General features: G+C 60.6%; 26 protein-coding genes, 2 tRNA genes and 1 pseudogene. 4 read left to right on the top strand and 25 right to left on the bottom strand.

Annotated elements, in window-relative coordinates; genetic code table 11:
* Positions 1-132: 132 nt before the first annotated feature.
* Positions 133-591, top strand: a pseudogene (locus tag AC2FMY_RS17835) (ImmA/IrrE family metallo-endopeptidase); the annotation flags it as partial.
* Positions 592-664: 73 nt separating this feature from the next.
* On the opposite strand, the gene AC2FMY_RS17830 reads toward AC2FMY_RS17835, so the two are convergent.
* The 19 genes from AC2FMY_RS17830 to AC2FMY_RS17740 all read right to left on the bottom strand — a co-directional run bounded on the left by AC2FMY_RS17830 (position 665) and on the right by AC2FMY_RS17740 (position 12214).
* The gene (locus AC2FMY_RS17830) at positions 665-1099 is read right to left on the bottom strand and encodes a DUF488 domain-containing protein (RefSeq protein WP_170449176.1); all 435 of its coding nucleotides are present in this window, start codon (positions 1097-1099) and stop codon (positions 665-667) included.
* A 7-nt stretch (positions 1100-1106) separates the two neighbouring features.
* Positions 1107-1697: a DUF488 domain-containing protein gene (locus AC2FMY_RS17825; RefSeq protein WP_496807827.1), complete on the bottom strand. Its 591-nt coding sequence runs from the start codon at positions 1695-1697 to the stop codon at positions 1107-1109.
* A gap of 4 nt (positions 1698-1701) precedes the next feature.
* On the bottom strand, positions 1702-2376 hold the full coding sequence (locus AC2FMY_RS17820; protein WP_496807826.1) for a dual OB domain-containing protein: 675 nt from the start codon (positions 2374-2376) through the stop codon (positions 1702-1704).
* A 245-nt stretch (positions 2377-2621) separates the two neighbouring features.
* Positions 2622-2696 (bottom strand) — tRNA-Phe (locus AC2FMY_RS17815).
* A gap of 79 nt (positions 2697-2775) precedes the next feature.
* Entirely contained in the window at positions 2776-2958 is a 183-nt protein-coding gene (locus AC2FMY_RS17810; RefSeq protein ID WP_496745344.1) for a DNA gyrase inhibitor YacG, read from the bottom strand.
* Positions 2955-3977 (bottom strand): ribonuclease E/G, encoded by a 1023-nt coding sequence (locus tag AC2FMY_RS17805; RefSeq protein WP_496745342.1) that lies wholly within the window; start codon positions 3975-3977, stop codon positions 2955-2957. The genes AC2FMY_RS17810 and AC2FMY_RS17805 overlap by 4 nt, the downstream gene beginning before the upstream one ends.
* Positions 3974-4552, bottom strand: coding sequence for a Maf family protein (locus AC2FMY_RS17800; protein WP_480751576.1), 579 nt, complete (start codon positions 4550-4552; stop codon positions 3974-3976). The genes AC2FMY_RS17805 and AC2FMY_RS17800 overlap by 4 nt, the downstream gene beginning before the upstream one ends.
* A gap of 10 nt (positions 4553-4562) precedes the next feature.
* Positions 4563-4781: a translation initiation factor IF-1 gene (infA, locus tag AC2FMY_RS17795; protein WP_005978431.1), complete on the bottom strand. Its 219-nt coding sequence runs from the start codon at positions 4779-4781 to the stop codon at positions 4563-4565.
* A 90-nt stretch (positions 4782-4871) separates the two neighbouring features.
* Positions 4872-5747: a carbon-nitrogen hydrolase family protein gene (locus tag AC2FMY_RS17790; protein WP_480751575.1), complete on the bottom strand. Its 876-nt coding sequence runs from the start codon at positions 5745-5747 to the stop codon at positions 4872-4874.
* Positions 5748-5814: 67 nt separating this feature from the next.
* Complete coding sequence (locus AC2FMY_RS17785; RefSeq protein ID WP_480751573.1) at positions 5815-6084, bottom strand: DUF4242 domain-containing protein; 270 nt, start codon at positions 6082-6084, stop codon at positions 5815-5817.
* Positions 6085-6355: 271 nt separating this feature from the next.
* Positions 6356-6949, bottom strand: a complete 594-nt coding sequence (locus AC2FMY_RS17780) for a GNAT family N-acetyltransferase (protein ID WP_496745339.1) — start codon at positions 6947-6949, stop codon at positions 6356-6358.
* Positions 6942-7340: a ketosteroid isomerase-related protein gene (locus AC2FMY_RS17775; RefSeq protein ID WP_496807825.1), complete on the bottom strand. Its 399-nt coding sequence runs from the start codon at positions 7338-7340 to the stop codon at positions 6942-6944. The genes AC2FMY_RS17780 and AC2FMY_RS17775 overlap by 8 nt, the downstream gene beginning before the upstream one ends.
* A complete protein-coding gene (locus tag AC2FMY_RS17770; protein ID WP_496745337.1) occupies positions 7337-7795 on the bottom strand; it encodes an arsenate-mycothiol transferase ArsC in 459 nt (152 codons plus the stop codon). Before AC2FMY_RS17770 ends, AC2FMY_RS17775 begins: the two co-directional genes overlap by 4 nt.
* Positions 7796-7798: 3 nt before the next feature.
* Positions 7799-8278 (bottom strand): UPF0262 family protein, encoded by a 480-nt coding sequence (locus tag AC2FMY_RS17765; RefSeq protein WP_480751568.1) that lies wholly within the window; start codon positions 8276-8278, stop codon positions 7799-7801.
* 121 nt (positions 8279-8399) lie between these two features.
* A complete protein-coding gene (gene hisD / locus AC2FMY_RS17760) occupies positions 8400-9701 on the bottom strand; it encodes a histidinol dehydrogenase (RefSeq protein ID WP_496807824.1) in 1302 nt (433 codons plus the stop codon).
* Between the two features lie 100 nt (positions 9702-9801).
* A complete protein-coding gene (locus AC2FMY_RS17755) occupies positions 9802-10281 on the bottom strand; it encodes a GNAT family N-acetyltransferase (RefSeq protein WP_496745333.1) in 480 nt (159 codons plus the stop codon).
* Positions 10282-10310: 29 nt separating this feature from the next.
* The gene (locus tag AC2FMY_RS17750; RefSeq protein ID WP_496807823.1) at positions 10311-10787 is read right to left on the bottom strand and encodes a DUF2948 family protein; all 477 of its coding nucleotides are present in this window, start codon (positions 10785-10787) and stop codon (positions 10311-10313) included.
* On the bottom strand, positions 10784-12052 hold the full coding sequence (gene murA / locus AC2FMY_RS17745) for a UDP-N-acetylglucosamine 1-carboxyvinyltransferase (RefSeq protein ID WP_480751562.1): 1269 nt from the start codon (positions 12050-12052) through the stop codon (positions 10784-10786). Before murA ends, AC2FMY_RS17750 begins: the two co-directional genes overlap by 4 nt.
* 6 nt (positions 12053-12058) lie before the next feature.
* Positions 12059-12214, bottom strand: a complete 156-nt coding sequence (locus AC2FMY_RS17740; protein ID WP_496807822.1) for a hypothetical protein — start codon at positions 12212-12214, stop codon at positions 12059-12061.
* An 83-nt stretch (positions 12215-12297) separates the two neighbouring features.
* Here AC2FMY_RS17740 and AC2FMY_RS17735 point away from each other — a divergent pair.
* A tRNA-Thr gene (locus tag AC2FMY_RS17735) sits at positions 12298-12372 on the top strand.
* Positions 12373-12598: 226 nt separating this feature from the next.
* Positions 12599-12952, top strand: a complete 354-nt coding sequence (locus tag AC2FMY_RS17730) for a phasin family protein (RefSeq protein ID WP_496807821.1) — start codon at positions 12599-12601, stop codon at positions 12950-12952.
* A gap of 76 nt (positions 12953-13028) precedes the next feature.
* Here AC2FMY_RS17730 and AC2FMY_RS17725 read toward each other — a convergent pair whose 3' ends face one another.
* The 5 genes from AC2FMY_RS17725 to AC2FMY_RS17705 all read right to left on the bottom strand — a co-directional run bounded on the left by AC2FMY_RS17725 (position 13029) and on the right by AC2FMY_RS17705 (position 20225).
* Positions 13029-13274 carry a MoaD/ThiS family protein gene (locus tag AC2FMY_RS17725; RefSeq protein WP_480751558.1) on the bottom strand — a complete coding sequence of 82 codons (246 nt, stop codon included), beginning with the start codon at positions 13272-13274 and terminating at the stop codon, positions 13029-13031.
* On the bottom strand, positions 13267-15525 hold the full coding sequence (locus AC2FMY_RS17720; protein ID WP_496745328.1) for a xanthine dehydrogenase family protein molybdopterin-binding subunit: 2259 nt from the start codon (positions 15523-15525) through the stop codon (positions 13267-13269). Before AC2FMY_RS17720 ends, AC2FMY_RS17725 begins: the two co-directional genes overlap by 8 nt.
* A complete protein-coding gene (locus AC2FMY_RS17715) occupies positions 15525-16004 on the bottom strand; it encodes a (2Fe-2S)-binding protein (protein ID WP_480751554.1) in 480 nt (159 codons plus the stop codon). The genes AC2FMY_RS17720 and AC2FMY_RS17715 overlap by 1 nt, the downstream gene beginning before the upstream one ends.
* Before the next feature lie 3 nt (positions 16005-16007).
* Positions 16008-16868 (bottom strand): FAD binding domain-containing protein, encoded by an 861-nt coding sequence (locus tag AC2FMY_RS17710; RefSeq protein WP_480751553.1) that lies wholly within the window; start codon positions 16866-16868, stop codon positions 16008-16010.
* Between the two features lie 144 nt (positions 16869-17012).
* Positions 17013-20225: a reductive dehalogenase gene (locus AC2FMY_RS17705; RefSeq protein WP_496807820.1), complete on the bottom strand. Its 3213-nt coding sequence runs from the start codon at positions 20223-20225 to the stop codon at positions 17013-17015.
* Between the two features lie 74 nt (positions 20226-20299).
* On the opposite strand from AC2FMY_RS17705, the gene AC2FMY_RS17700 reads away from it, so the two are divergent.
* Complete coding sequence (locus tag AC2FMY_RS17700) at positions 20300-21202, top strand: LysR family transcriptional regulator (protein ID WP_480751550.1); 903 nt, start codon at positions 20300-20302, stop codon at positions 21200-21202.
* Positions 21203-21226: 24 nt separating this feature from the next.
* Here AC2FMY_RS17700 and AC2FMY_RS17695 read toward each other — a convergent pair whose 3' ends face one another.
* Positions 21227-22495: an NAD(P)/FAD-dependent oxidoreductase gene (locus AC2FMY_RS17695; protein WP_496807819.1), complete on the bottom strand. Its 1269-nt coding sequence runs from the start codon at positions 22493-22495 to the stop codon at positions 21227-21229.
* Between the last annotated feature and the right edge of the window lie 15 nt (positions 22496-22510).

The following is a 22510-nucleotide window of genomic DNA, read 5'->3' as shown; positions in this document are numbered from 1 at the left end:
ACCCGGCGCTTGCTTCACCGCAAATCCGCCGCTTAATCTGACCAACCAGATGCGCCAGACCCTCTCTTAGATCACGCCGCCAACTGGCCCAAAACCTCTGACGACGGACACAAGGAGCCAAATCCCTTCGAAGACTCTCGAAATGTTGAGGTTGAGGCAAACAGATTTGCGGCGGCCTTCTTGATGCCAGAGGAAGACGTGCGCCTGCGCCTGCCTCGCTTCATTACAGCAGATGTCATCATCAAGGCCAAAAGGCGTTGGAGGGTTTCAGCGATGGCCCTCGCCTATCGCGTGCACCATTTCGAACGACCGATGCTGACTGAGTGGCAATACCGGTCGATCTGCATCGAGCTTGGCAAGCGAGGATACCGCAGCGGGGAACCAGAGGGCATCACCCGGGAAAGCTCTGTTCTCTGGAAGATGGTCCTGTCCGAGCTTTGGTCTGATCGCAAAAATCTCCGGCACATTGCCGACGATTTGGCTCTGCCTGTTGGCGAAGTCGAAATGCTGCTTTCTGGGATTTTACCGCAGGCAGATAGGACGGAAGCGAGCGGGGGCGGCAGTCGCCCGGCTCTGCGAGTTGTGAAATAGGCGTTGGTAGCCCCCAAAGAGATCAAAATCTTGAGGGGGCTATTCCTTCCTGAACGTTCAGCTCAGATCAATTTCAGAGATGGATGATTTCGACGTTGCCCCATTTTTGGTCAAGGTATTCGGCCAAGAGACGGCGGTGGCAGAAATGCGGCGTGTCTTCACTGCAAAGCAAGCAGCATCCATCCAAATCAGCCGGACGAAGCCTTTCGACCCTTCGCTTCATCATCAGGTCCAGATACTGATTTTCATAGTTGGACCAGTCGATTTTCTTTTTCTTGTATGAATCAAGCATAGGCTTGGTCGGAGCAAAGTTTGGAGCATGAACGTAGTCCATGTTGCAAAGGCTCTTGGCAAAGAATTTGAGATCATCCCGCTTGGCAAAGCCTGCAAGCTGCGAGACGTTGTTCAAGCGAACATCGACGAGCTTCCTCGATTGCGACTCCTTTAAGCGGCCAAAGAAATGCTCGGCGGTGGTTTTGGTAAATCCGATAGTAAATACCTGAACCATGTTGTCTTTATCCTTCCCGCCGGTAGGCGATTTGCTTTTCACGACCTTCATACGCCCGGGCAATTAGATCATCTTCAGAGTCAAGCATGTCGCCTCTGGGTGTTCCAAGAATGTCGAGCACTCTCAACATGGTGTTTCTATGTGATTCCAGCGTTCCGTCACCAAGGATGTGGCTAACCTGTGCGCCTCGCTCTTGCAGAATTCTCGAAACCAAAATCGTTCGATGGCATTCAGTTGGGTCACGCTCAGAACACATGAGCGCGACCCGGTAACGCTGACTTCCATCCTCAACTCGCCGGATGCCCGACAGAAAGAGGGACGTTTTGGCCAGTTTCTGGTAACTAACGACATTGTCGATGTAGCAAGATTCATCTTCCGACCTTGCACCAAGTTCTTTTCCCAAGAAAACATAAGCAACCCCGTTTGCTTTGAGCGCGCTCTTGAGGGCATCTGTATTGAATTGTGGCGCGTGGCGACTGTATGGCGAAGACCTTACATCTGCCACGGCGGAAATGTGGTTCTTCGACAGCAAGCTCAAAAAGCTCTCAAATGGCTGCGTTGAGTGCCCTACCGTGTAAATGCGTTTCCTATCGTCCATGAAGTCAGGCTATCAAGCCAGCGACCAACTTGGAAGCTGTGCCCCGCTTCTCCCAAACTTTTGCTAAGCTTATGCAGAGGATTGGATATTCAAGCGTATGCGACGTTCCATCACCCGTGTTAAATCTCTGAAACTGGACGGGGTCAGTGAGCTTGATTTTGTGGCTAACGCCAGCCCAAACAAAACTCACCCATAGATGATCCTCCCGGGAAAACGGATTGTGAATCACTTCAACCGTGGCGCTCTCAGGCTGAACGAGAATGAGCGAACTTGTCGCCGCATTTGCAAAAATAGCTTTCAGCTCATCCTTCCGCCCGTTGTAAGTGCTACTCGCAGGGCCCCATAGCGCTTTGTTGGATGGCGCGACCGCATCTTGGACCTGTGCCGGGGTCAATTGCCCCACCTTTCTCCAGCGAACGCCCGAAGAAATCACCCAGTTCTCGGTTTGATGCTGCTCGGGATGGTGTGCGTCAAAAGTGATTTCAATTACATCTAATAGGGCGACCTGAGTGCCATCGGCATACGTCTTCTCGTCGGTGTTGATTGCTTGATCGGCGCGTTTGCTAACGGGCCTAATCCAATCGCCAAACACGCCATTATTGTATTCAATTCCTGCTACGCAGCTACCGCCGGGGCGGAATGAGTTTGCCAAGCAAACAATCGTTTTTGTTGTGGGCATGAAAAAGACTCCGAGTATTTCGGGATCAATTTAAGGATGAAAGCAGGAGCTTCAAGTTCGCCTGACGCTAATTAGCTGCGCCCTTGCGTCGCGGGAGACCACAGTTGGCAGGATAGAAAGATCACGGTTTCTCGCAGTGAAAGCACATGCAATACTATTTGCAGTCCCGGTGCAGTCCCGGGGCATAAACCAATGAGGTGCAAAAACGGCCAAACCGTCAACACATTGCTTTTCTTGGAGAAAAGTGGTGCCCGGGGGCGGAATCGAACCACCGACACGAGGATTTTCAATCCACTGCTCTACCCCTGAGCTACCCGGGCACGGGAACGGTGTTTGCCGTTGGGTGGAGGCCTTCTATGACTTGCCACAGGCGGTGTCCAGAGGCTTTTTGACATTTTTTCAATGCGGGCGTTCGGACGCTGAAGTGCGAGGTTCGACCGCCTCTTCCACGTCGTCCTCACGTTCGGACGGCAAGCTGTATGAGCCGTTCAGCCACTTGGCCAGATCCAGATCCGCACAGCGTTTCGAGCAGAAAGGGCGGTAGGTTGTCGTCGTCTTGTCACCACAGATCGGACAGCTCATTTCAGCACCTCCGCCAAGGGAATTCTCCCGCGTTTGCGCTGCAACTCGAAATGGCCCAGCGGGGTCCATCCAGCCAGAATCGTTTCCTCGCTGTCTTGCCTGAAGGCCGCGCGCAAGGCGGCCTCGAACCCGCGCCGGTCCTTCTTCGGCATGGGGGCGAGGTCCAGCGTGATCTGTCCGCCCAGGCCGCGCACCCGCAGCGCGCGTGGCAGGATCTTGGCGCATGCGAAATTGGCCTTCTGACCTGCCGCCAGGGACGTATCAGACCCGGTATTCACATCCACGGCGACCAACGCGCGGGTTGGCTGGATAAACAGTTGCCCGCCACCTGCAAGCGGCTCGGCAATCGCTCGGGCCGTATCCAGCGCATCCAGCACGCCATGAACCTCGAACCCGCCAGGTTGCGTCACCACCTCGGCCGTTTCGGTCCAATCGCGCCAGGCAAGGGTATGCGGGCCGTCGCCTTCGGCAAGGATCTCAGGCGCATCCCCCTGGTCGCTCAATACCTTGTCCGCCAATTCCGCCATGGCGGCGATATCCTCGGCGATTGCTTCCGCTTCGGCTCCGTCGCAGCACGACCGCAGGATCAGCCCGTACGCGCTGTCGCCCATGTGTTCATGGGCAATTTCCAGCAACCTGTCGCGCAGGTCCTCGTCGCGGATGTTGCGCGAGATGTTGAAACCCGGCGCATCCGGCGTGACGATGGCATAGCGGCTCTTGAACAGCAGCCGGGACGTGACCGGGATCGCCTTGCCCGGCTCGGCATAGCCGGTGACCTGCACCAGCAGTTGCGCACCGGGCGCCAGGCCTTTGACCTGCCGCAAAAAGGCCGGGCCGTCTGGGGTCGACAAAAACATGCCGCCCTGCCCTTTCACGGGCCGGTCCGCGCGGGCGCGATAGATAGTTCCGGGCGCAGGCGCGTCGCCTTCGATCAGGAAATCATCCAGCCTGCCATCCACCATCAGCGCCGCCGCCTCGCGGTCGTCTATGTGGTCCAGAATGATTGTGCGGCCTTTCATGACACCTCCTGATACAGCGGCAAACCTGCCGCCTGCAACAAACCCGACGTCTCCGCCAACGGCAGGCCGACGATACCGGTGAACGACCCGCTTATCCACGGGATGAAGGCACCCGCAGGTCCCTGAATGGCATAGGCACCGGCCTTACCCTCCCAGTCGCCGCTGGCGAGATAGGAATTGATTTCCACATCCGACAGCCGCTTGACCTTGACCTGGCTGACCACCTCCCGCGCCCAAAGGTCATCGCCGCGCCGCACGGCGACGGCGGTGATCACTTGGTGGCGACGGCCCGACAGGGCATAAAGAAACTTGGCGGCCTCGGCCGCATCCAACGGCTTGCCCAGAATGCGGCGCCCCAGCGCTACGGTGGTGTCGGCGCACAAGACAACGTCGCTGTCCCCGGCCTGCACCGCCTGCACCTTTTCCCGGGCGATCCGGGCGCAATAAGGCCGCGGCAACTCGCCTTTATGGGGCGTTTCGTCAATGTCTGGAGGGGATATCTTGTCGGGCCGCACGCCAAGCTGAGCCAGCAGGTCCAGCCGCCGCGGACTGCCCGATCCCAGGATGAACGCCATAAGGCTGGCGTTACTTGAAACGATAGTTGATCCGACCCTTGGTCAGATCGTAAGGGGTCATCTCGACCTGCACCTTGTCGCCGGCCAGAACGCGGATGCGGTTCTTGCGCATCTTGCCTGCCGTATGTGCGATGATCTCATGGCCGTTTTCCAGCTCGACCCGAAACGTCGCATTCGGCAGGAGTTCCTTCACGACACCGGGAAATTCGAGCGTATCTTCCTTGGCCATGTTCTCTCCTTAAATACGTTGCACCCGCAGAATCTACGGGACGTGCGCTTAAATGAGCGCATTTTCCCCTTAATTCAAGGGCCGAATTGCCTAGATGCCACAGTTTGTGACGGATAAGACGCGGGGTTCCTGCTCGGCCCAGTGGGCCCGGTTCAGCACCCGACCATCTGCACGCACATGGGCAATCGCCCCAAGGTCCACCTCGGCATAGGTCCAGCCGGGCTGGTTCAGCCCGCCCTCGGCCAGAACACCCGTTTCGGGGAACCCAATATCCGGCGGACCAAAGATGCCGCCCGTCCCGGTGTTCATATCCACCGCCTCGGACCAGTCGTTGCAGCCGACCAGAGAAGCCATGACCGTAACGCATTGATTTTCCAGTGCCCGGGCCATCGCGCCGATACGGACACGCCAATAGCCCGACAGCGCCTCGGTGCAGGATGGCACCAGGATCAGATCGGCCTCGGCCAGTGCCCGCCCCAAAAGCGGGAATTCGCTGTCATAACAGATCAGAACACCGATCTTGCCCAGCGCGGTATCGAACAGCTTGAGCGGCCCGCCCGCAACAACATTCCAGTGTTCGCGTTCGAACCGGGTCATGATCTGCTTGTCCTGATGGTCTCGCCCACCCGTCGGGGTGTAGAACTCGGCCCGGTTGACGGGCCTGTCAAATCCCGCATTCACCGGGGCCGAAGTCCCAAGAATATGGACCCCGTACTCCCGCGCGAGATTCTGGTGCAGGACAGCCGCGTCCTCCATCCGATCCGAAACTGCATGGATCGATTTCTCCAGATCTCCGGCAACCTCCGGCCCGTCCAAAGTCGAAAGCTCCATCGCGCCATACTCGGGAAACACCAACAGCTTGGCCCCGTTTCCGGCAGCCTCGGCCACCCAACGGTTCAGCTTGTCCTCGTACTGGGCCCAGCTATCGAGCCAATCGAGCGGATAGGCGGCGGTTGCAAGTTTCATATTGGCGTCCCCGGCTGCGAAGGTCGTGCGACCTTATGCGGGGACGCCGCGCCATGTACAGACCCGATTAGCGGGCGGTTGTCGGGTCGATGATGGTCACGACCTCGGTGATCTTGCTGGCCGGGAAGCCACTGAGTTCCGCGTGCTTGTGAATCGCGTCCTCATTTTCGGCCAGATAGATACAGAATGTCTTGTCGCCCGCGACATACGAGTGCTGCCACTGCACCCCCGGTATCTGGTCCAGCGCCTCGTTCGACTTGGCGGACGCTCCGCCCAGTTCGTCGCCGGACATGCCGCCAACCCCCGGCAAATCGCGCTCAATCACATATCTTTTCATGACTTTCCCCCCTTTGGAAAACTCAAAGGTAACACATTTTTGCATATTTGTATGAGCGAATTTGACGACAGGTTTTCCCCCTGAACACAGCTTTGATCTGTCTCCACTATCACTGCCAAATCTGACTGCGACAGGCTTTAGGCATTTTCTGGCTTGGACGGCCCAAAAGTGACCCTACGATTTTCTGGCCCGGCAAGCGGTCACTGAATGTCAAATCCGGCACCGGTTGTTGAATGGTGCGCCACAAGCGCCCAAAGGCGCGCAGCCGGGATCAGAGATCCCGGATCCAGAATTGCAGCGGCTTTGACGTTTCTTCCTCGTCGCCCAGATCCTTCCACGGGAATTGGGCAACGGCCCCCGGCAATGGCTCGTACCCCCGCGCGCGCCAGAATGCGTCAAGCGGGCGATAGCTTTCCGGCCGCATCGGGTGATCGGCAGGGCGCTGCACGCTGCAAAAGGCGCATTTGGCATACCCCAATTCGCGGGCGTGGGCTTCGCGCAAGTCAAAGAACCTGTGGCCGATCCCCTGCCCCCGGTAATCCGGGATCAACACGGATTCGGCGCAATAAAAGATCTGCCCCATGTCCAGCCCGGTATCGGCAAAGGCTGCGCCGAAATCATCGGCGTGATCGGCCAACGGCATGCCGGTCGAAGCGCCGACCAGCTTGCCTCCGTCAAAGGCGCCAACCACGATGGCGCCCTCGCTTTCGACATAGACCTTCAGATAGTCGCGCTCATAGGCCAGATCGCCGTCGTAGAGATAGGGCCAAGCCCGGAATACCGCGATGCGCAACCGCGCCACATCGTCCAGCGCCGCTTCCAGCGCTGCGCCGGTCAGCGCCCGGACATCCGTGACCTTACCCATTCGAGACCTGTTTCATCCAATCGGCCAGATTGTAGAAAGTGGTGACGCGGGTGATCTTGCCGTCGCGCAGGTCAAAGAACGACCCGGCGGGCAAGCGATAGCTCTGGCCATGCGCCTCAGGCAACCCGTCATCGGTCTCCAGATAGGTGCCATTGACGATGAATTCCGCCGCCGCACGGGTGCCACCCTCGGCCTCGAAAACCACCATGTCGGTCAGGTTTTCTTTATAGCAGCGGTTCATATGGGCGCAGAACGCGGCGAACTTTTCCTTGCCCTCGCGGATCTGCCCTTCGTTCACGTGATGGGCCACGTCATCGGACAGGCAGGCAAGCATTCCGTCGACGTCCCCGGCATTGAAGGCATCGAAATAGCGTTTGACGGTGTCGTTCATGTAATCTCCGTAGGCTCTCCCCAGCGCTCCTTGAGGTGCTGGATGATTTGATCGCGGGTTTGACGATAATGATGTAACTTCTCTTCCCGCGTCTCGCCGAGCCCAGTAGGGTCCATTATTGGCCAATAATCGACATCGAGGTGATAATATCGGGTGAGTTCCAGCGCCCGCCGCTGACTCGCAGGCGACAGCGCGATGACCAGGTCAAAAGACCCCAGATCGTCGCCCCATTCCTGCATCTCGTCAAAGGTGCGCGTACGGTGGCGCGACAGTTCGACGTCGATTTCCTGGCAGACCGCGATGCAGAACCCGTCAACATCCATATCACTTTTGACCCCGGCCGACTGCACATAGGTGCCGGTGCCGTAGAACTTCTTCATGATGCCTTCGGCCATTGGTGACCGCACCGCGTTGTGGTCGCAGCAAAACAGCACCGAGTGCGGCAACGGCTTCACGCGTCAGCCCCCAAAATGCAGAACGCAGATCAGGGTGAACAGGCGGCGCGCGGTGTCGGTGTCGATCTCGGCTTTTCCCTCAAGCCGTTCCTGCAACACACGGCTGCCTTCGTTGTGGATGCCGCGCCGCGCCATGTCGATGGTTTCGATCTGACTGGGCGGCATCGTTTTCACTGCGTTGAAATAACTTTCGCAGATCTGGAAATAGTCTTTCACGACCTGCCGGAACGGGCCAAGCGACAGATGAAACTCGGCGGCTTTCTGGTTGTCTTCGGTTTCGATGTCAAAGACCAGCCGCTTGTCGCGAATGGACAGTTGCAACCGATAGGGACCATCCGGAATGACCCGATCATCCCGTTGGGGCAGGTCGAAACTGTTTTCCTCAAGCAGGTCGAAAATCGCCACCTTGCGCTCCTGCTCGATCTCCGGCGTCGGCGCGGGAAGGTTGCGATCGTCCAGTTCGATATGGCTTATGTGACTCATACTTTCGGTGCTCGGAAAAAACTGCGTTCCGGCAGGGGTACAACAACGTGCAATTGGGGGCAACTGTGTGTCGCCCCGTTCCCATGGGCCACAGGATACCGCGCGGATCTGTCCTTCGGTCTCAACTGTTCAGACGATCCAGCCGCGCCCGCACCGACAATCCGTGCGCCTCCAGGCTCTCCGAAATCGCCAGCCGCTCTGCTGCCGGGCCGATGGCGCGCAGGGCCTCGGGCGACATCTTGCTGATGGTGCTGCGCTTGAGAAAGTCGATCACCGACAGGCCCGAGGAAAACCGGGCCGAACGCGCGGTCGGCAGCACATGGTTCGGCCCGCCCACATAATCGCCGATCGCTTCGGGCGTGTACTGGCCCAGGAAAATGGCGCCTGCGTGGATGGTCTTTTGGCTCAGCGCGTCCGGATCGGCCACGCACAGTTCCAGATGCTCGGGCGCGATACGATTGGACAGCGCCGCAGCTTCGTCCATGTCGCGCACCGTGATAACCGCTCCGAAATCCCGCCAGCTTGTCCCGGCAATGGCGCGGCGCTCCAATGTCTCAAGGCGTTTTTCAACCGCTTCCGCCACCGCTTGGCCAAAACCCGCATCATCGGTGATCAGGATCGACTGCGCGCTCTCGTCATGTTCGGCCTGGCTCAGCAGGTCCAGCGCGATCCAGTCGGGGTTATTGTCCTTGTCGGCAATCACCAGAATCTCGGACGGTCCCGCGATCATGTCGATGCCGACCTTGCCAAAGACGCGGCGCTTGGCGGCGGCGACAAAGGCATTGCCCGGGCCGGTGATCTTGTCAACCGGCCTGACCGCATCAGTCCCATAGGCCAGCGCCGCAATCGCCTGCGCCCCACCTATCCGGTAAATCTCGTCCACCCCGGACAGTTGCGCCGCCAACAGAACCAGCGGATTTACCTGCCCATCCGGCGTCGGCACCGCAATCGCCAGCCGTTCCACCCCCGCCACCTTGGCCGGAATCGCATTCATCAGCACCGATGACGGATAGGAGGCCAGACCGCCCGGCACATATAGCCCCGCCGCCGACACTGCCGACCAGCGCCAGCCCAGCGTCGCGCCTGCCGCATCGGTCCATTCCTCATCCTGCGGCATCTGCCGTTCGTGATAGGCCCGGATGCGCTCGGCGGCCAGTTCCAGCGCCTCGCGCTCCTCCGTCGTAACCTGGCCAGTCGCCTGCGCAATCTCTTGCGGGGAAAACCGCAGGCTTTCCGGGGTCAGTGCGATACGGTCGAACCGCTCGGTCAGTTCGATCACCGCTGCATCGCCCCGCTCCCGTACATCTGCAATGATCGCGGCAACCACTTCGTCCACATCCGGGCTGTCTTCGCGCTTGGCGGCCAGCAGCGCCGCAAACGCGGCATCGAAATCGGGCGACGTGGTGTCAAGAAATTGGGGCATGGCTGGACCTCCGGGCGTTTTGCAGGGTGCATATCGCCGGGGCGCGGCGGTCTCAAGCCTCAGCCGCGGGGGTGCAGCGATTTGTGCCAGTGCCGCGTGATCAAAGTTGCTTGGTCATCGCCTGACAAGAGGCCGCCGGGCCACATTGCGCCGCCCCGTCCCCACGCCAGCCCCGTGCCTCGTAAAACGCACGGGCCGTGGTGGTGCCGACCAGAAATCCGGTTTGGTGCCCCGCATCCCGCAAGCGATCCTCAAGCCGGTCCAACAACGCGGCGCCGAGCCCCTGCCCCACCGCCGATGGCGCAACATAAAGCAGCAACACCTCGCCGCCGGGCGATATCGCGCCAACCCCGCCGGGCTGTCCGTTCCACTCCGCCAGCCAGAACTCGGCATCGCCGTCCAGCCATTTTCGAATGTCCTGCGCGGTCTTGCCCGAGGTCCATTCAGCCAGCGCCCTGGGATCGTCGCGGTGATCGTCGCGGCACAGCAGGGTGATCGATTGCACCAGAATGCGGCTGATATCAAAAACATCAAAAACCGTGGCCCGCCGCAAGGCGATCCCCGATGCAGTTGGGGACATCGCCCGCGATATGCCGCGCTTGTTCTGCACTATTCGGGGTGGTGCGGGGCCTGCCCCGAGGGGGCGCGATAGGGCCGGGTCACGTCTTTCAGACGGGCGTCGAGCGCCTCGACATTCAACCGTATCGCCCCGTCTCCGGCCAACGTCAGCAGGATCTGCCCCGCCTCGTCTCCGGACGGCTCGAACTCGACCGACAGCAGCGACAGGATCATGTCCTTGTCCGACCGGTCGATCCCCTGGCTTGCCACCGACAATACCGAATCGAACACCAGCAGCGACTGAACCCGCTCGAACGCGCGCCCGCGCCGTTCGGCGGCCTCGCGATCCTCCCAGCGGAACCGGTTCAGCAGTAGGGCAAAGCGTTGTTCCGACGGGCGCCAGGACAGTTCCGTAACAGGAAACACCGCGTCCTGCGTCAGTGTGGCGATCACCGTCAGATCGTCGACATCCTCGGCTCCGAGGTTCAGCGGGGCTTCGCGCCCCTCTTCGAATTTTGCGTCCGTCATTGGCCCTTGATCCGTTCTATCCGCGCGCCGACGCCTTCCAGCTTGCGCACCACATGCTCATATCCGCGATCCAGATGATAGACCCGGCTGACCACGGTTTCTCCCTCGGCGGCCAGACCGGCCAGAATCAACGAGACCGACGCCCGCAGATCGGTCGCCATCACCGGCGCGCCTTTCAACCGTTCGACCCCGGTCACCGTCGCGGTGCCGCCATGCACGTCGATCTGGGCACCCATGCGCATCAGTTCAGGCGCATGCATGAAGCGATTCTCGAAAATCCGCTCCTCCAGAACCGAGGTCCCCTCGGCGGTGCACATCAGCGCCATCATCTGCGCCTGCAGATCGGTCGGAAACCCGGGGAAAGGTTCCGTCACCACGTCAACGGCGTTGACCCTGCCGTTGCGGCGCGCCACCTTGAGGCCCTTCTCGGTCTCTTCCACCGCGATCCCAGCCGCATCCAGTTTTTCGACGAACGAGCCCACAAGCTCGATCCGTCCGCCCAGAAGCTCGACTTCGCCGCCGCAGATTGCGGGTGCCAGCATATAGGTGCCCAGCTCGATCCGGTCGGTGACAACCTGATGCGTGGCGCCATGCAGCCGCTCCACACCCTGAATTTCGATGGTCGACGTGCCCTCACCCTCGATCTGGGCGCCCATCTTGCGCAGGCAACGCACCAGATCGACGATCTCGGGTTCGCGCGCGGCGTTCTTCAGTACGGTCGTACCCTTCGCCAGCGTGGCCGCCATCACCATGTTCTCGGTCGCGCCCACCGAAGCGAACCGCATCTCATGCACCGCGCCCTTCAACCCGCCCGGCGCGCTGGCGTGCAGATACCCGTCCTTCAACTCGATCTCGGCTCCCAGCGCCTCCAGCGCCTCGACATGCAAATCCATCGGGCGCGCACCGATGGCGCAGCCGCCGGGCAGCGACACAACGGCCTGGCCAAACCGGGCCAGCAACGGCCCCAGCACAAGGTTCGACGCACGCATCTTGCGCACGATATCATAATCCGCCGTGTGACTGGTCAGATCATGGCTCGACATCGCCAGAACCTGCCCGTCCTGCAACAGCGACACCTCGGCCCCCAGCGATTGCAGCAGCGTCGTCATCGTCTTGATGTCGCTCAGCCGTGGCGCATTGGTCAACGTCAGCGGTTCATCGCTGAGCAGCGTCGCCGGCATCAGCGTGAGGCACGCATTCTTGGCCCCTGCAATGGGTATCTGGCCATTCAGCGGGCCATTGCCGGTAACGAGAATCGAATCCATCTGCTCTTATTCCTTTTCCTCACCGGCCTTGTCATCCGCAGTCGCGCGCGCGCGCGCCTGCGCCTTGCGCCTTGCCAGGTTGGCCTTCAGTGCCGCCTTCAGCCTGTCCTCGCGCGCAGATTCGGATTTGCCGTGTTTTTTTGGTGAATTTTCGTCTGACATGACCTTTCTCTACAGGAGGTAAAAAAAACCGTCCAGACACCCTTGCGCCGCGTTTCGTTTGCGTCTAATCACCCGCTCACCGCGCTGCCGTAGCTCAGGGGTAGAGCACTCCCTTGGTAAGGGAGAGGTCGAGAGTTCAAATCTCTCCGGCAGCACCATCTTAACTTATTGAAAACAAACGCCCGCCTCACGGGATTGAAGATGTGCGCGCCCAACTGCGGGACAGATCTGACAGGATAGGCTGGCGGTGATCCAGCAGTTTTTGTGACCCCGCACGATCCAGATCAAGGACCGGCAAGCTCAAACCAGCTATGGACAAGCATCGGGTTTCGCGCAGGCGGCGACGAAACAACCCGATACTCAGTCTGATACAGGAGCAAGGCCATGGCAAAATCGAAGAATACGGATGCAGACCTGGACGCAACCGCGCCCGCGATGACTCTTGGCTTGATGGGTGTCAATCAGACCGCGGCCAAAGCCTGGATGGACATCATGTCCGAAAGCACGCGGTTCGTGACGGATCGCCTGCAACAGGACTTTGAAACGCACAAGGCTCTGCTGGCCTGCAAGACCCCGGCGGATCTGGTGAAGGTCCAGTCGGAGTTCTTCAAGACCGCGATGGAGCAATATACCGACGAGGCTGCGCGCCTTTTCACGATGATGTCCAAGGCGACGGAAGAAACGATCAAAGACACGCCGTTCCGCCAGTCCCGCGATTATGACGACGTGCCCCTCTGATAGTGGCGACGCCGGATCTTCAGGCGATATCCATTCTGCCGGTCAAAGGCGGCTTGCCATAGGAACTGGCGCAGAGCTAACCGCCCCGAAGCCGTTGCATCAGGTAAACCTCGGCCCCGTCGGGGATCGGCTCGGTCAGGCCACCGGCAATGATCCGACCGTTGATTGCCACCGACACGCCCGCATCGATGGGGCCTTTCAGCGAAGGATAGGCGCGCACCAGTTCGCGCAGCAACTCGCCGGTGTCCGAGGCCTCGACCTCGACCACCTGCTGGCCCCCGGTCAAAGACCGGAGACCAGACCAGAGGTTGACCTCAACCATCGCCCTTGAGCGCCGCCAGAATCCGCGGCGGCGACATGGGCAGGCGGCGCATGCGAACACCTGCTGCGTTCGATACGGCATTCGCGATCGCAGCCAGCGGTGGCACGATTCCGGTTTCCCCCACGCCCCGCACACCGAACGGGTGACCGGGGTTGGGCACCTCGACGATCACCGTGTCGATCATAGGCAGGTCGCTGGCCACCGGGATACGATAATCAAGGAAGATCGAGTTCTGCAGGCGACCGTCCTGGCCATAGATATACTCTTCGTTCAGCGCCCAGCCGATACCTTGCGCCGCGCCGCCCTGATACTGACCTTCGACATAGGTCGGATGGATCGCCTTGCCCGCATCCTGAATGACCGTATAGCGCGTGACACAGGTCTTGCCGGTCTCGGGATCGACCTCGGCATCGACGATATGGGTGCCGAACGACACCCCCGCACCTTCGGGCGTGGCCTCGAAATGGCCCGAGATCGGGCCGCCTGTCGCGCCCATGTCGGCGGTTATTTCGGCCAGCGGCAGCGGATCGAAATCACCAGCATTCGGCCCCGACGGCACGGCACAGCCGTTTTCCCATTTCACCGCATCGACCGGGATACCCCACTTGGCCGCCGCGCGTTCACACAGTTTCTCGACGGCATTGCGCGCCGCCTTGATCGTTGCCAGACCCGAGGCATAGGTCACGCGGCTGCCGTGACTGATGTCATTGTACCCCAGCGTCGCGGTGTCTGCGACCGTCACGCGAACGTTTTCGTAAGGGATGCCCAGCACCTCGGACGCCATCAGCGCCATCGATGCGCGCGACCCGCCAATATCCGGCGTACCCACCATCACCTGCGCCGATCCATCCTCGCTCAGCGCCAGCGACACGCTGGTCTCGCCCCCGTGGTTGAACCAGAACCCGCAGGCGATGCCGCGCCCCTGCCCCGGCTTCAGCGGCGCCGAATAATGCGGATGCGCCTTGGCGGCTTCCAGTGTCTCGACAAGCCCGATGCGGTCGTAGCGCGGGCCATAGCTGGCCTTGGTGCCTTCGTGCGCGGCGTTCTTCAGGCGCACCTCGACCGGGTCCAGACCCAGCTTGTTGCACAGCTCGTCGATCACCGATTCAACCGCAAACGCCCCCATCGGCGCGCCCGGCGCGCGATAGGCCGCCTGTTTCGGGCGGTTGGCCAGCACGTCATAGCCCACCTGCCGCACATTGGTCAGGTTGTAAGGCGCAAAGGCGCACATCGCAGTGAATTCGGCCGGCGCACCCGGAAAGGCGCCGCCCTGCAGGCGGAAGATGCCTTGCGCAGCAGTGATGGTGCCGTCCTTCTTCATCCCGATCTTGATGTCCATCGACGCCGACGAGGTCGGCCCGGTGGCCCGGAACACCTCCGACCGGTTCATCACCAGCTTGACCGGACGGTTGGCCTTGCGGCTCAGCGCCAGCGCCACCGGTTCGATGAACACCGTGGTCTTGCCGCCAAAGCCGCCACCGATTTCCGAGGCCGTGACGCGCAATTGCGACGTCTCGATACCCAGCAGCGCGGCACAGTATTTCTGCACGTACCAATGCCCCTGGGTGCAGCACCACAGCTCACCTTTGCCGTCATTGCCCAATGTGGCCAGACAGGCATGCGGCTCGATATAACCCTGGTGTGTCGCTTCGGTTTCGAAATGGTCCTCGACCACCAGATCCGCCTCGGCAAATCCGGCCTCGACATCGCCGTGACCGCTTTCGTGATAGCGCACGACGTTCGGGTGCATCCCCTCTGGCACCGAGTAATCGGCAGCCCCCTCGCGGATCACCGGCGCATCGGATGCCATCGCCTTGTCCACGTCGGTGACGTGGGGCAGCACCTCGTATTCCACCTCGATCAGCTTCAGCGCATCGCGCGCTGCCAGCGCCGAGGTCGCAGCCACCGCCGCCACCGCATGCCCGTCATACAGCGCCCTGTCTCCCGCCATGACGTTTTCCAGCACATTCCAGAACTCGCCCTCAAGCCCCGGCTTGAACTCGGGCTTGTCCGAGAAATCGGCGCGCGTGACCACCGCTTTCACGTCTTTCAGCGCCTCGGCCTTCGACGTGTCGATCTTCACGATCCGCGCATGCGCATGCGGCGAGCGCAGGATGGCGCCATGCAGCATGCCGGGCGCCTGGGCATCCGCCCCGAACTTGGCGCGGCCCGTCACCTTGTCCAGCCCGTCCGGGCGATCGGGCCGTGTGCCCACAAATCTGAAATCGGTCTTGCGATCGTCAAGCGCCATCACGAAGCCTCCCGCATCTCGGCCGCCGTATCCATCACGGCGCGAATGATCTTGTCATAGCCGGTGCACCGGCACAGGTTCCCCGCCAGCCAGTACCGCGTCTCTTCCTCGGTCGGGTCGGGGTTCTTTTCCAGCAGCGATTTCGCGGCCACCAGAATCCCCGGCGTGCAGACGCCGCATTGCAGGGCGGCATATTCGATGAACTTCTTCTGCAGCGGGTGCAGAACGTCGCCATCGGCGATGCCTTCGACGGTGCCGATCTCCTTGCCTTCGGCCTCGGCCCCCAGCATCAGGCAGGAACAGACCAGCCGACCATCGACGGTGACCGAACAGGCACCGCAATCGCCGGTGCCGCAACCCTCTTTCGCGCCGGTCAGGTTCAGCTTGTCGCGCAGACAGTCCAGCAGGGTTTCACGCGGGTCGCACAGAAACTCGACCGCATCGCCGTTGACAGTGGTTGATACGTGGATCTTGCTCATGGCTCATTCTCCCTTGGCACGGGCATAGGCGATCTTGGCAGCGCGCTTGGCCAGCACGCCGGCGACCTCGGTGCGGAACGCGATGGTGCCGCGCTTGTCGTCGATCGGATTGCAGGCCGCGGATGCCGCCGCCGCGAGCGCCTCCAGCGCGGCGTCATCCAGCGTGGTGCCGATGATGGCCTTTGCACAGTCCTCGACCAGCAGAACCGTCGGCGCAACCGCGCCCAGTGCAACGCGCGCCTCGGTAACGGTGTCGCCATCGAGCCGCAGGTTCACGCCGACACCGACCACCGCGATATCCATCTCGGTACGCGGAATGAACCGCAGATAGGCATCGCCGCCATTTGCCCCCCGTGCCGGGATATGCACGGCCGAAATCACCTCGCCCTTGGCCAGCGACGTCCTGCCCGGACCGGTGGGGACGTCTTCGACCGCAACCTCGCGATCCCCGTTCGGGCCCGTCACCGTCACGGTCACACCGGCCGCCACCATGCCCGGCACGGAATCGGCGGCGGGCGAGGCGTTGCACAGATTGCCGGTCAGCGTCGCGCGCCCCTGCACCTGGGTCGACCCGATCAGATCCATCCCTTCGACCAGCCCGGGCCAGTCCCGCCCAAGCTGCGGATGCTCGCTCATCTCGGCACCCGAGACCGCAACACCCAGCGTCCAGCTGCCGTCATCCTGGCGGGTAATGTCCTGCACCCCCTTGATTTTCTTGATGTCGATCAGCGTATCCGGCGTCACGAAATCCGAACGCAACTGTACCAGCACGTCCGTTCCGCCAGCCAGGAAACGCGTAATGCCCGTCGCATTCACAGCCAGTTCCGAAGCCTCGGCGAAACTGGCGGGGCTGTGATAATCCATGTTTTACCTCGCACCTGTTGATCAGGGTTTCACTTGGTTCGGGGGCGACGTTAGTCCAGCACCCATCCGGCGTCCATGACAGGAACGACGATTTTTTTCGAAGCAAAATGTCGTTTCCAGACCCCCGGGCCAGCGACCCGGGCGTCAAAGGTCGATTTCGATCACCCCGTCCGGTTCTGCGGCGCGGCTCTGGCACAGGATGATCGACCCTTCGCGCTGTTTCTTCGACAGCACGAAATCGCGATGCTCCACCTCGCCCGAGATCAGGCCGCATTTGCACACCCCGCAGATCCCGTCGGCGCATTTCACATCCACATGAATGCCCGCCTCGTTCAGAACCTGTGCGGCGTCCTTGTCCTCGGGCACCACGAATTCGCGCCCCGATCGCGCCAGCCGCACCGTAAAGGAGTGATTTTCGTATTCGTGCTGTTCGGGAACCGAGAAATATTCCAGATGCCGCGCCTCTTCGGGGAATCCCTGCCGTTCAGCCGCCGCCATCACGCCATCCATGTACCGATCCGGCCCGCAGGTATAGACGTGCCAGCCCGGCTGGTAGCCCGCCAGAACCGCATCCAGATCGGCGCGCGTGCCCTTGTCCGAGAAATGCAAGCGCACCCTGTCCGCCCAGGGCATCGCCGCCAGATCGTCCAGATACCCCGCACCGGCCTGCGTGCTGGCAGAATAATGCAACTCGAACTCCGCGCCCATTGCAAACAGCCGGTGGGCAAAGGCGATCATCGGCGTGATGCCGATGCCACCGCCCATCAGGAATGTCCTGCTCGCGCTTTCATCCAGTTCGAAATGATTGATCGGTTTCGAGATGAAAACCTTGCGCCCCTCGTGAAAGATTCTGTGCATCAGGGCCGATCCGCCCCGCCCGTGATCCTCGCGCAACACGCCGATCTGGTATTTCGACCGGTCAGACGGATCGCCCGACATCGAATACTGGCGCAGGAACTCGGGCGCCACCAGCACGTCCAGATGTGCGCCCGCCGTCCATTCCGGCAACGGCACGCCGTCAATGGGCGAGAATTCGAACTTGGTCACATCCGCCGTCATCTTCTCGACCCGGGTCAGTTCCACCCGCATCACCGGCGCATCGCCCGCGATCCGATAGCGGTGGACAACCGACATATCCCCGGCAGCAACGCGCGCCCTGTGTTCCTCGGCGCTGACCATCGCCTCATAGGCCTCGATCCCGGCCTCGCGATCCATCGGAAACGGATAGGGCCAAGGGTGCGGCGCCAGCGGCGCGGGATAGACGGCCAGCGTCTGATCCTCGTATTTCAGCTCCAGCTCCCTTTGCAGACCGCGCCGGTTCAACGGATGCACCGAAGGGCGATAGGCGCCATCCGCCTGCAACTCGATATCCCACCACCATTTCTTGACATCGTTCAGCCCGCCATTGCCCACGGCATCGTCCAGCTTTGCCAGCGCAGGCGCGGCTGACGGGATATTCATCGCGGCCCAGCGGAACGGTTTTTCCTTGAAGATCCCTTCAAGGTTCCACGGGCAGGTTTTCATGCAGCGCCCGCACATCGCCCCGCCCGGCGTGGTGATCCGATAGGTCGCGCATTTCTGGCTATCCGATTTCCAGATTTCATAGCCATTGAACATCCGCTTTGGTCCCGCGGTAATCGCGCCCGACGGGCACTCGCGGGCACATTTGTTGCAGCTTTCGCAGAAATTCTGCAGGCCGAAATCGATGGGTTTGTCATGGGCCATCGGCATGTCCGTGGTCACGACGCCCGATTTCAGGCGCGGCCCCAGATAGGGGTTCAGGATCACCTCGCCAATGCGGCTGACCTCGCCCAGACCACTCAGCAGCAACAGCGGCGGTTGCAACACCTCGCCATCCATCACCGTATGCGCCTTGGCCTTGTAGCCCAGATTTCGAATCTGCTGCGCGATCACCCCACCCAAAAGCGAGAACCGCAAATAGGCGCGCATCGACTGCGCGACGCTGATCCAGTCGTCGCCGGATGCGCCCTCCATCGTCTCATAACCCTGATCGACAATCATGCTGACGGCCTGATCATGCGGCGGCACGATCTCTTCGCCGGTCGCGTCATGCGAATACCAGGCCCAGTCCGGGCAGCGGCTGAGGCCGACCGCGTCGACGCCCAGAAAATAGCTGGCCGCTTTCAGGTTGGCGGCGTTGCGATTGGCGTCATTTGGTTTGTACGTTTCGGCACAGTCCCCATCCTGAAGCAGTACAAAAGCGCCAAGTGCGCGTCTCTGCGCGAAACTGGGCGCGGATTTGCGCGCATAATGACCGCCCTTGGCCCCGTCCTGAACCGCCTTGCCCATATCCCCGAACTGCGCCCGCGCGAACATATCTGTACGTTTCGGAACCCGCGCCACATGAGCCTCGTCGATATAGGTCGTCGGCTCCTCAACCCGTTTCAGCTTCTCGAACGGCTGCGCCCCATCGACATAGCGGCGCCTGGCGTAAGGATCTCTGTTGAAAGCATTTTTTGCAAATCCCTTACCTAGCCACCAGGCAGGGCCTTGGGTTTGGAACCAAGGTTGTTCGGCCATCGGTCGCAACGGCAGATCATGCGCAATCTCCATTTCGGTCGTCACCGCCGCCAACCCGAACCGGCAGCCCAACCAGGGGGCGACCAACACACCGTCCTCGACCGTCGCCAACCCCGCGGCAACCGCCAATTTCCCCAGATCGACATCCGAAGACATCACCGAATGCGCCCGCGCGTCAAACCCAAGAAGGCGAATGTAATTGGCAATTACTGTAGCATTTTCAGTAGCTAACAGGCAGGCTCGGTGATCCTGTGCATCCAGAATCCACTCAGACCCCGACTCATCCGGGTCCGGATCTCGGTTGTGCTCATACAGGAAAATGATGGCGTGACGGTGGCTGTCGATCGAGATCGGTTCGGCCTCCATACTGTCCTTCAGGTCGGCCATGATAACGTCAATGCCCGAGGCCAGAGTCTTGGTCTGGCGCGTCCTGAGCGCATGAGCCAATCGGTCGATATCGGGGTTTCGGCGCGGATTGGACAACATCGCTTCAGTCGGCAGCGGCCCGCATCCCATCATTGATGCATCATTGAAATAACCAAATGATTTCAGATGATTGGCTCGTTCAAGCGGATTTTCCGGGATCTCTGCCACCGCCGGATTGACGAAGCCGTCGCGGATCGCATCCAGCATCGCCTGAAACTCTCCCATCGCGTTGACAATGCTTTCTGGCGTCTGCCGACGGTGAAAACTCAACTCCGCCATCTCTGGTATCTGCGCAAGGTCCGGCAGGTCGGCCGCCCGCGCAAGCCGTTCAAGCGGATAGTGCCCCATGTGCACAGGCCGGTTCTTGTCGGAAAAAAAGCGGAATCCCATCGCGTTCTCCTGTCCTTACCGCCCATCTACTGTGAAATGGACACCAAAACCATTCATGGTTAGTCATATACGGCATGAGCAAATTCGATTTCACTGATCTCGACGGCAAGGTCCTGAGAACCTTTCTGACCATTCTCGAAGAGAGTTCTGTGTCCAAGGCAGCCGACCGTCTTGGGGTCACGCAATCGGCCGTCAGCCACACCCTGTCGAAACTTCGAATTGTACTGGGCGATCCGCTCTTTGTACGTTCGGGTCAGGGGCTAACCCCCACCGAACGCGCCATCGCCCTGCAGGAACCGGTACAACAGATTCTCGACGGGATGCACACCCTGACCGAAGGTCGTCCATTCGATCCGCAATCTGAGGAGATGACTTTCCAGATCGCGGCAAACGACCTGCAACGAGACCTGATCTTTCCCCGGCTTTTGAATGCCGCGCGCACCGACGGTGTGCGCCTGCGGCTGCATTTTGTTCCTTCAGGCGTTCCCGATGCCGCCATTTTGCGAAATGACCGCTGCCAATTGATGCTGACGCCGCTTCCGCCCGACGGACCGGATATCTTTCAGAAGCGGCTGCTGACCAGCCCGCTAATGGTCTATTTCGATGCAAGCCATCGCGCCCCACCTGCGACATGGGAAGAGTATTGCGCCGCCGAACACGTCGAAGTTCGCTTTGCTGACGGGCGCAGCGCCAAGGTGGTCATGCGTGGCGTCGATCAAAGCCAGATCCGCCCTCCGACCGTGACCCTGCCCCATTTCAACGCCATCCCACCTTTTCTGCTCGGTAGCGACCTGATTTCGACTGACACGGCACTGATGAAAATGGGGCCGCTGGCAACACTCGATTGCGCGCCCCTGCCGTTCCGTTGCGAGCCGGTGCAGATCTTCATGGTCTGGCATCAACGTTCAAACGGCGACCCTGCGCACCGATGGTTGCGTGGTCGGATAGAAACGTTGGCATCTCAGTTGCAACCATGATTGCCGCGATAGGATCGGAAACGCTCAGAACCTTGCTTTGACCAGGTGCGTCAGCACCGCGCCGGTTTCGAAAAAGGCGCGGTGCAGACCGGTCCAATTCTCGCGATGCTCCACGACGGCAGGAACCGGCAGCATTTCGGGGTCACCTGACAGCAGGCTTTGGGCGGACATGGCGCCAAACACCGTTCCCGGCCCGATTCCTCGACCGGAATAGCCATGCACGGCCAAGGCGTTCGGTCCGATCAGCGTGATTTTCGGTATATGGTCAGAGGTCATAGCAATGCGCCCGTGCCAGCCAGCGGTCAATGGTTGATCCGCCAGTTGTGGGAATAACTGACCGAGCTTGCGCACGATCCAGTTGCGATGGGCAAAACTGCCTGCATGACCCAGATCACCCATCGCCCCGATCACCAGTCGCCCGACCTGATCCATCCTGAAAGAGGTCATGATCAACCCGGTGTCCCAGCATCCTTCACCTCCGGGCAGGATGGTTGCGCGCATCGCCTGTGGTAAAGGCGCGGTCGCATATTGGAAGTAATATACCGGTACATAGGCCGGTGCAGTATGCGTCAAATCACGATGATAGGCATTTGTCGACTGTAGCAGCGCTTTGGCCCGCACCTCCCCGGATGGTGTCGACAGATGCCACATATCCCCTTCATGACGCAGTGATTGCACCGGGCTTTGCGTGAATACCCGAGCCCCCGCCTCGGTTGCCGCCCGCGCCAGCCCGCGAACATAGGCCATCGGCTGAATTGTTCCCGCGCGCGGATCGAACAAGGCACCGTGAAAAGAACCACTTCCTGTTCGCCTGCGGGTTTCCGCCTCCGACAACAGTTGCACAGGCGCCCCGGAGGCGTTCAGTTGTTCGCAGCGTTGCGACAGATTGCGGAGGCCGGACGGGGAATGCGCGCAGTGCAAAGTTCCGTTTCTGACTGGTTCACAGTCGATCCCGTGCAAATTGATCAACTCGTAGACCCGCGCAGGTGCATCGGCCAACAGCGCGATCAGTCGGTTTCCCGCCTCGGTTCCAAGATGGGCGCGAATATCATCCGGTGGCAACCAAAGGCCAGCATTGGCCAGTCCGACGTTACGACCCGACCCACCATGGCCGATGTCATGTGCTTCCAGCAGGCAGACCGATGCCCCGACTTGCGCCGCATGAAGCGCTGCGGAACAGCCGGTATAACCTCCGCCGATTACCGCAAGATCGACGGTAATCGTTTCGTTCAACACACGCACGTCAGTCTTTTCTCGGCAGGTTTCCTGCCACAGGCTTTTCTCAGAATCCATCAGCACTTCCAATCT

The organism is Ruegeria sp. YKSE079 (assembly GCF_059612845.1).
This window is presented reverse-complemented; position numbering and strand designations above follow the sequence as displayed.

Bases quoted from the DNA above. Each gene is read 5' to 3' on its own strand.
- AC2FMY_RS17805 (WP_496745342.1), bottom strand. From the start codon at position 3,977: ATGAAAGGCCGCACAATCATTCTGGACCACATAGACGACCGCGAGGCG.
- AC2FMY_RS17750 (WP_496807823.1), bottom strand. From the start codon at position 10,787: ATGACGGACGCAAAATTCGAAGAGGGGCGCGAAGCCCCGCTGAACCTC.
- AC2FMY_RS17715 (WP_480751554.1), bottom strand. From the start codon at position 16,004: ATGAGCAAGATCCACGTATCAACCACTGTCAACGGCGATGCGGTCGAG.
- murA (WP_480751562.1), bottom strand. From the start codon at position 12,052: ATGGATTCGATTCTCGTTACCGGCAATGGCCCGCTGAATGGCCAGATA.
- AC2FMY_RS17790 (WP_480751575.1), bottom strand. From the start codon at position 5,747: ATGAAACTTGCAACCGCCGCCTATCCGCTCGATTGGCTCGATAGCTGG.
- AC2FMY_RS17800 (WP_480751576.1), bottom strand. From the start codon at position 4,552: ATGGCGTTCATCCTGGGATCGGGCAGTCCGCGGCGGCTGGACCTGCTG.
- AC2FMY_RS17695 (WP_496807819.1), bottom strand. From the start codon at position 22,495: ATGGATTCTGAGAAAAGCCTGTGGCAGGAAACCTGCCGAGAAAAGACT.
- AC2FMY_RS17755 (WP_496745333.1), bottom strand. From the start codon at position 10,281: ATGTCCCCAACTGCATCGGGGATCGCCTTGCGGCGGGCCACGGTTTTT.
- AC2FMY_RS17830 (WP_170449176.1), bottom strand. From the start codon at position 1,099: ATGGTTCAGGTATTTACTATCGGATTTACCAAAACCACCGCCGAGCAT.
- AC2FMY_RS17780 (WP_496745339.1), bottom strand. From the start codon at position 6,949: ATGGGTAAGGTCACGGATGTCCGGGCGCTGACCGGCGCAGCGCTGGAA.
- AC2FMY_RS17825 (WP_496807827.1), bottom strand. From the start codon at position 1,697: ATGGACGATAGGAAACGCATTTACACGGTAGGGCACTCAACGCAGCCA.
- AC2FMY_RS17765 (WP_480751568.1), bottom strand. From the start codon at position 8,278: ATGAGTCACATAAGCCATATCGAACTGGACGATCGCAACCTTCCCGCG.
- AC2FMY_RS17730 (WP_496807821.1), top strand. From the start codon at position 12,599: ATGGCAAAATCGAAGAATACGGATGCAGACCTGGACGCAACCGCGCCC.
- hisD (WP_496807824.1), bottom strand. From the start codon at position 9,701: ATGCCCCAATTTCTTGACACCACGTCGCCCGATTTCGATGCCGCGTTT.
- AC2FMY_RS17720 (WP_496745328.1), bottom strand. From the start codon at position 15,525: ATGGCGCTTGACGATCGCAAGACCGATTTCAGATTTGTGGGCACACGG.
- infA (WP_005978431.1), bottom strand. From the start codon at position 4,781: ATGGCCAAGGAAGATACGCTCGAATTTCCCGGTGTCGTGAAGGAACTC.
- AC2FMY_RS17700 (WP_480751550.1), top strand. From the start codon at position 20,300: ATGAGCAAATTCGATTTCACTGATCTCGACGGCAAGGTCCTGAGAACC.
- AC2FMY_RS17740 (WP_496807822.1), bottom strand. From the start codon at position 12,214: ATGTCAGACGAAAATTCACCAAAAAAACACGGCAAATCCGAATCTGCG.
- AC2FMY_RS17775 (WP_496807825.1), bottom strand. From the start codon at position 7,340: ATGAACGACACCGTCAAACGCTATTTCGATGCCTTCAATGCCGGGGAC.
- AC2FMY_RS17705 (WP_496807820.1), bottom strand. From the start codon at position 20,225: ATGGGATTCCGCTTTTTTTCCGACAAGAACCGGCCTGTGCACATGGGG.
- AC2FMY_RS17785 (WP_480751573.1), bottom strand. From the start codon at position 6,084: ATGAAAAGATATGTGATTGAGCGCGATTTGCCGGGGGTTGGCGGCATG.
- AC2FMY_RS17725 (WP_480751558.1), bottom strand. From the start codon at position 13,274: ATGGTTGAGGTCAACCTCTGGTCTGGTCTCCGGTCTTTGACCGGGGGC.
- AC2FMY_RS17810 (WP_496745344.1), bottom strand. From the start codon at position 2,958: ATGAGCTGTCCGATCTGTGGTGACAAGACGACGACAACCTACCGCCCT.
- AC2FMY_RS17710 (WP_480751553.1), bottom strand. From the start codon at position 16,868: ATGGATTATCACAGCCCCGCCAGTTTCGCCGAGGCTTCGGAACTGGCT.
- AC2FMY_RS17820 (WP_496807826.1), bottom strand. From the start codon at position 2,376: ATGCCCACAACAAAAACGATTGTTTGCTTGGCAAACTCATTCCGCCCC.